General features: G+C 72.8%; 5 protein-coding genes. 3 read left to right on the forward strand and 2 right to left on the reverse strand.

Translation table 11 applies throughout. The annotated features are described in order from the left end of the window. Positions 1-176: 176 nt before the first annotated feature. A complete protein-coding gene (locus ACFUEL_RS31800; RefSeq protein ID WP_380240380.1) occupies positions 177-650 on the forward strand; it encodes a hypothetical protein in 474 nt (157 codons plus the stop codon). 167 nt (positions 651-817) lie between these two features. On the opposite strand, the gene ACFUEL_RS31805 is transcribed toward ACFUEL_RS31800, so the two are convergent. Then, positions 818-2,035 carry a cation:proton antiporter gene (locus tag ACFUEL_RS31805; protein WP_380240382.1) on the reverse strand — a complete coding sequence of 406 codons (1,218 nt, stop codon included), beginning with the start codon at positions 2,033-2,035 and terminating at the stop codon, positions 818-820. A gap of 295 nt (positions 2,036-2,330) precedes the next feature. Beyond that, positions 2,331-2,801, reverse strand: coding sequence for a cation:proton antiporter regulatory subunit (locus ACFUEL_RS31810; protein ID WP_380240384.1), 471 nt, complete (start codon positions 2,799-2,801; stop codon positions 2,331-2,333). A gap of 292 nt (positions 2,802-3,093) precedes the next feature. On the opposite strand from ACFUEL_RS31810, the gene ACFUEL_RS31815 reads away from it, so the two are divergent. Together ACFUEL_RS31815 and ACFUEL_RS31820 are read left to right on the forward strand one after the other, a co-directional pair. After that, positions 3,094-3,597, forward strand: coding sequence for a hypothetical protein (locus ACFUEL_RS31815; RefSeq protein ID WP_380240385.1), 504 nt, complete (start codon positions 3,094-3,096; stop codon positions 3,595-3,597). Positions 3,598-4,220: 623 nt separating this feature from the next. Continuing rightward, entirely contained in the window at positions 4,221-6,842 is a 2,622-nt protein-coding gene (locus ACFUEL_RS31820) for a discoidin domain-containing protein (protein WP_380240387.1), read from the forward strand. Positions 6,843-6,895: the final 53 nt, after the last annotated feature.

Genomic DNA, 6,895 nt, shown 5'->3' on the forward strand with positions numbered 1-6,895 from the left:
AGACCGTGCTCGGCGACCGCACGGCCGACCTGTCCGCGCTCGACGGGCGGCGCTGGGACGCCGTGGTCGACGTGGCGGGCTACGAGCCGGAGGTGACCCGCCGCTGAGCCGGGCGGGGTCCGGGCCGAGGACGACGAGCGGTCCGGACCCCGCCCGGCCGGGCCTAGGATGCGCGGGTGAGCGATCGTTACGAGCTGTTCCTGGCGGTGGACTTGGCGCCCGACCTGTCCGAGGAGGAACTGGCGGAGGTCCGGTGGCTGCTGGGACAGGGGGAGCCGCCGGCGCTGCCGACGGCGTCCGCGGACGAGCCGTGGGCGGCGTTCGAGGGCGGGGGGTCGCCGAGCATCGAATTCGCGGGGGCGGACGTCGCGCTGCTGGTCCCGGCGCCGGAGCGGCGGCGGACCGACGGCGGGGTGCCGTGGGCGCTGACGGTGCGCTCGTGCTTCCTGGAGGAGGCGCTCACCGAGGTGCTGGAGATCGCCGGGTGGCTGCTGGAGCGGTCGGTGACCGTGGGTCGGGTCGGTCACCTGCGGGGCGAGAGCGAAGGCGAGGGGGACGGAACCTTCCGGGCGCTGGTGCGCGACCGGGACGGGTTCGAGCTGGTGGACGCCCGCTCGGGTGCTTCGGTGCTGCGCACCACCTGGCGGTGAGCCCTCCGCCGGGCCCGCCCCGGTCGCTCCGGTGCGGCACTGCCTGCTCGCCCCCGGCGCCCGTCCGCCGTTCGCCGTCCGCCGTCCGCCGACGGCCCGCCGACCTCGCCGCCGTCGACGTGCCGGGGTGAGGTCCGCGGGCGCTCGGGGGAGGGGGAGCGGAGGCGTCAGACGCGGACGCCGGGTTCCTCGGGGAGGGGGCGGGGCTCGGCCGCGGTGGTGTCGTCGTGGCCGCGGCGTTCCAGGCGGGAGGCGATCGGCTCGGTCCAACGGGCGGCCAGCGGGCCGATGATGACGAGCAGCAGGACGTACGCGGTGGCGAGCGGGCCGAGGGAGGGTTCGATGCCCGCGGTCACCGCGAGCCCGGCGATCACGATGGAGAACTCGCCGCGGGCGACCAGCGCGCCGCCCGCCCGCCAGCGGCCCTTCGCGGCGATGCCGGCCCGGCGGGCCGCCCAGTAGCCGGTGGCGATCTTGGTGACGGCGGTGACCACGGCCAGCGCCAGGGCGGGCAGCAGCACCGGCGGGATGCTGGCGGGGTTGGTGTTCAGGCCGAAGAAGACGAAGAAGACGGCGGCGAACAGGTCGCGCAGCGGGCTGAGCAGGGTGTGCGCGCCCTCCGCGGCCTCGCCGGACAGCGCGATGCCGACCAGGAACGCGCCGACGGCGGCCGAGACCTGGAGCTTCTGCGCGATGCCCGCGACCAGCAGGGTCAGCCCGAGCACCACCAGCAGCAGCTTCTCCGGGTCGTCGTGCGAGACGAAGCGGGAGATCAGCCGCCCGTAGCGGAGCGCGACGAAGAGCACCAGGCCCGCGGTGGCCAGGGCGATCGCCAGGGTGACGCTGCCGACCAGCAGGCCGGCCCCGGCCAGCAGCGCGGTGAGGATCGGCAGGTAGACGGCCATCGCCAGGTCCTCCAGCACCAGGATGCTCAGGATCACCGGGGTCTCCCGGTTGCCGAGCCGTCCCAGGTCGCCGAGGACCTTGGCGATCACGCCGGAGGAGGAGATCCAGGTGACGCCCGCCAGCACCACCGCGGCGACCGGGCCCCAGCTGAGCAGCAGGGCCATCGCCGCGCCGGGCAGCGCGTTGAAGGCGAAGTCGACGATCCCGGCCGGGTACTGGCTCTTCAGGTTGGTGACCAGGTCGGCCGCGGTGTACTCGAGCCCGAGCATCAGCAGCAGCAGGATCACGCCGATCTCGGCGCCGGTGGCGACGAACTCCTCGCTGGCGCTGAGCGGCAGCAGGCCGCCGTGGCCGAACGCGAGGCCGCCGAGCAGGTAGAGCGGGATGGGGGAGAGACCGTAGCGGGAGCCTATCCGGCCGAGCAGCCCCAGGGTGAGGATGATCGCGCCGAGTTCGATGAAGATGGTGGCGGTGTGCAAGCGATCACCTTTTCGCTTCCGGGGTGCTCCGGCCTGGCGGGCCGGAGGGGGTGGGGGCCTGGTTCGCGGTCGCGGGGCGGCGGGCTGGTTTTCGGCGGCTCCGGTGCGGGTCGTCCTCGTTGGCTTCCGGCGGGTTAGCGGGTCGCACCTTCGGTACTCCTCTCGTCCGGGCCCGACGGCCGGTCGGCGTGCTGGACCGGCCCGGGGGTTTCTGGCCGTGCGCGGGTGGTGCCCCGGGGTCTTCCGGGGGTGTTTCAGGGGAGCCGGGGGAGCCGGGGGCGCAGGAGCGCCGGGGTCACTCCCGGCCGAGGATCGCGGCGGCGGCGTCGACGCCTTCGCGGGTGCCGATCAGGATCAGGATGTCCCCGCCGGCCAGCCGGAAGTCCGGGGTGGGTGAGGGGACGGCGCCGGTGCGGCGCAGCACGGCGACGATGGACACGCCCGTGTCGGTGCGCATCCGGGTCTCGCCCAGGGCCCGCCCGTTCCAGTACGAGGAGCCGGACAGCTCGACCCGTTCGGCGACCAGCCCGAGCCCGGAGGTGTGCAGCACGTTCGGGCTGTGGTGGGACGGGGTCAGGGCGTCCACCAGCGCGGCCGACTCACCCTCCGTCAGGTGCAGCGAGTGCGCGCAGGCGTCCGGGTCCTCGCGGCGGTAGGTGTTCAGCGTCCGGGTGCCGTCCCGGTGGGCGATCACCGAGACGTGCCGGCGCTCCCGGGTGGTCAGGTCGTACTGCACGCCGATGCCGGGCAGCGGGGTCGATTGCATGCGTGGGACGGGCACGGGGATCCCTTCGGGCGCAGGACGTGGTTGGCTCGTACCACCTTTTCAGAGAGGGGCCCGCGACCGATAGGTCAATCGAAGGTAAAGGGATCGTCAAGAGGGTGACATTTCCCACGTCCGACCCGGCGGCCCAACGGTCCGGCGGCCGGTCCGGCGGCCGGGACGTTCGACGGGACGTTCGACGGGACGTTCGACGGGCGAAGGGCAGGGCGCCGGCGCATGGTTGACCCGGGATCGGTTGCGGACGGACCGGGAGGCCGGAACGGCTGACGCGTGGGTGGCGCTCGCCGCCGCGGCGGTCGGTGTGGCGGGAGCCCTGGCGGCGGCCCTGCTCACCCAGCGGCAGGCGGACCGGGCCGGGCGGGACGACCGCCGCCGCGAACGCGAGGCGCGGGGGGCGGACTTGCGGCGGCAGTGCTACGTGCGGGTGTACGCGGCGGCGCGCTCCTGCCGGCGGGCCCAGGTCGACCACCTGCACGCCCGGCGGGGCGAGGACGACCCCGGGGTGACGAGGCGGGAGCCGGACGGGGCGCGGGCCGCGCAGAGCGACGCCACGGCGGAGGCGGCCCTGATCGCCGGCCCGGATGTCTGCCGGGCGGCCCGGGAGACGGCCCACCGCCTCCACGCGCCGAACGGCCGGATCCTGAAGGCCGGACGGGGGGACGCCGGGGCTCTCGACGCCCTGTCCGCGGACTACAAGGCGGTCTGGGTCCAACTGGACAACCTCCGCGAAGTGATGCAGAAGGAGGTCATGGCCCCCCGCCCCGGACCCGGACGGTGACCGGTCTGCACAACGAGGCGGCGCCGGCCGTCGCACGCCTCCGCGCCCTCGCGATCGGTGGACGGGCTGCTCCCGCCGCACCGTGAACTCCTCGCGTCCGTCCGGCGCCGTGACACCGTGCGCCGAGGCGGAGGAGAACCCGCCGTCCCCCACGCGCGCATCCGGACGAGGTCGGCGACGAGCGCCGGTGGGCCGCGAGGCGCGGCCGGTCCGCGGGTGGCGCGCGGACGCTGGCGCGCGGGAGCGGCGGGGCCTACCGTAGCCGCCCCGGGCACCGGGGCCGGAGGCCGTCGGCCCGTCAGTTGCCCCGCCGGGGCCGGGGGCTGGGTCGTGGGCTGGGCCGGAGCGGGGCCCGTGGCGTCCCGGCGTCCCGGTTTGTCCCCTTCTTCGGAGAGCGCTCTCCCATTGCGGTCCAAGGAAATTGAGATGTCGCCGCCAGGGTCTCTACTTTTCTCTCGCCATGAACTAACCTGATGCGGCGGCGTTTCCCCCAGGTGAAGCCGAGGTTTCAAGTCGTCCCCACGTGCGGCTTGACGCCCGGTGGCTCCTGCCCCGAGACTCCGCCCGGAGAGCGCTCTCCGCTGTTTTCCCACCCCACCCACCCCCTCACAGCAGGAGGAGCCATGCGGCTCGCCCCTCCCCCTTCCGGTGCCCCCCTGCGCCGGACGCCTGCCGTACTCGCCGCCGCGGCCCTGGTCGCGGGTGCTGTCACGATGATCCCGGGCTCCGCGCAGGCCGCGGACTCGCTGATCTCCCAGGGCAAGGCGGTCACCGCCTCGTCCACCGAGAACGGTGGCACCCCGGCCACCGCCGCCGTCGACGGCGACCTCGGCACCCGCTGGTCCTCCGCGGCCTCCGACCAGCAGTGGCTGCAGGTCGACCTCGGCTCCGTCTCCAGCATCAGCAAGGTCCAGCTGAGCTGGGAGGCCGCGTACGGCAAGGCGTACCAGATCCAGACGTCGAACGACGGCACCACCTGGACGACGATCTACTCCACCACCACCGGCGCCGGCGGCACCGAGGTCCTGAACATCAGCGGCTCCGGCCGCTACGTCCGGATGAACGGCATCAGCCGCGCCACCGGCTACGGCTACTCCCTCTGGGAGTTCCAGGTCTTCGGCACCCCGGGCGGCACCCCCACCGGCACCCCCTCGGGCGGCACCAGCACCCCGCCCACCTCGGGCTGCTCCACCGACAACGCCGCGCAGGGCAAGACCGCCACCGCCTCGTCCACCGAGAACGGCGGCACCCCGGCGTCCTCCGCCGTGGACGGCAACACCGGCACCCGCTGGTCCTCGGCCGCCGCCGACCCGCAGTGGCTGCAGGTCGACCTCGGCTCGGTGCAGCAGCTGTGCAAGGTCGACCTCAAGTGGGAGGCGGCCTACGGCAAGGCGTACCAGATCCAGGCGTCCAACGACGGCACCACCTGGGCGACGATCTACTCCACCACCACCGGCGCGGGCGGCAACGAGACGCTCAACGTCTCCGGCTCCGGCCGCTACGTGCGGATGTACGGCACCCAGCGCGCCACCAACTACGGCTACTCGCTGTGGGAGATGGGCGTCCACACCGGCGGCGGCGGCTCCACCACCCCGCCCGTGCAGGGCGGCGGCGACCTCGGCCCGAACGTGCTGGTCTTCGACCCGTCCACGCCGGGCATCCAGGCCAAGGTCGACGAGGTCTTCAAGAAGCAGGAGTCGAACCAGTTCGGCAGCGAGCGCTACGCGCTGCTGTTCAAGCCGGGCACGTACAACAACATCAACGCCCAGATCGGCTTCTACACCTCGATCGCGGGCCTCGGCCTGAACCCGGACGACACCACCTTCAACGGCGACGTCACCGTGGACGCGGGCTGGTTCAACGGCAACGCCACCCAGAACTTCTGGCGCTCCGCCGAGAACCTGCACCTCAAGCCGGTCAGCGGCACCGACCGCTGGGCCGTCTCGCAGGCCGCGCCGTTCCGCCGGATGCACGTCGAGGGCGGCCTCAACCTGGCCCCCGCCAGCTACGGCTGGGCCTCGGGCGGCTACATCGCCGACTCGAAGATCGACGGCCAGGTCGGCAACTACTCGCAGCAGCAGTGGTACACCCGCGACAGCTCCATCGGCGGGTTCTCCAACGGCGTGTGGAACCAGACCTTCTCCGGTGTCCAGGGCGCCCCCGCCCAGGGCTTCCCGAACCCGCCGTACACCACGCTCGACACCACGCCGGTCTCGCAGGAGAAGCCGTTCCTCTACCTGGACGGCAACGACTACAAGGTGTTCGTGCCCGCCAAGCGCACCAACGCCCGCGGCGTCTCCTGGGGCAGCGGCACCCCGCAGGGCACCTCGCTGCCGCTCAACCAGTTCTACGTGGTGAAGGACGGCGCGACCGCCGCCAACATCAACCAGGCGCTCGCGCAGGGCCTCAACCTGCTCTTCACCCCCGGCGTCTACCACGTCGACCAGAGCATCAACATCACCCGCCCGGACACCGTGGTGCTCGGCCTCGGCCTCGCCACCGTCATCCCGGACAACGGCGTGACCGCGATCAAGGTCGCCGACGTCGACGGCGTCAAGGTCTCCGGCCTGCTGCTGGACGCCGGCACCACCAACTCGCAGGCGCTGCTCCAGGTCGGCAACGACACCCCGGGCGCCAACCACGCGGCCGACCCGATCGTCATCCAGGACGTCTTCGTCCGGGTCGGCGGCGTCACCGCCGGCAAGGCCACCAACGGCATGCTGATCAACAGCAACAACACCATCGTCGACCACACCTGGATCTGGCGCGCCGACCACGGCGCGGGCGTCGGCTGGGAGAGCAACCGCTCCGACTACGGCTTCGTCGTGAACGGCAACGACGTCCTGGCCACCGGCCTGTTCGTCGAGCACTTCAACAAGTACAACGTGTGGTGGAAGGGCAACGGCGGCAAGACGATCTTCTTCCAGAACGAGATCGCCTACGACGCCCCCAACCAGGCCGCGATCCAGAACGGCACCACCAAGGGCTACGCCGCCTACAAGGTCGAGAACAACGTCACCACCCACGAGGGCTGGGGCCTGGGCAGCTACTGCTACTTCAACGTCGACCCGACCATCGTGGTGGACCACGGCTTCGAGGTCCCGGACACCGCGGGCGTCAAGCTGCACGACGTGCTGGTGAACTCGCTCGGCGGCAACGGCCAGTTCCTGCACGTGGTCAACAACACCGGCGCCGGCACCTCCGGCACCGGGACCGTCCCCTCGAACCTGGTCTCCTACCCGTAACCGCGAGTAGCCCAGGCAGGACCTGACACACAGGCGGCCACCGTCCCCGGGCC

It is taken from the genome of Kitasatospora sp. NPDC057198, from assembly GCF_042670125.1.
Classification (GTDB): Bacteria; Actinomycetota; Actinomycetes; order Streptomycetales; family Streptomycetaceae; genus Kitasatospora.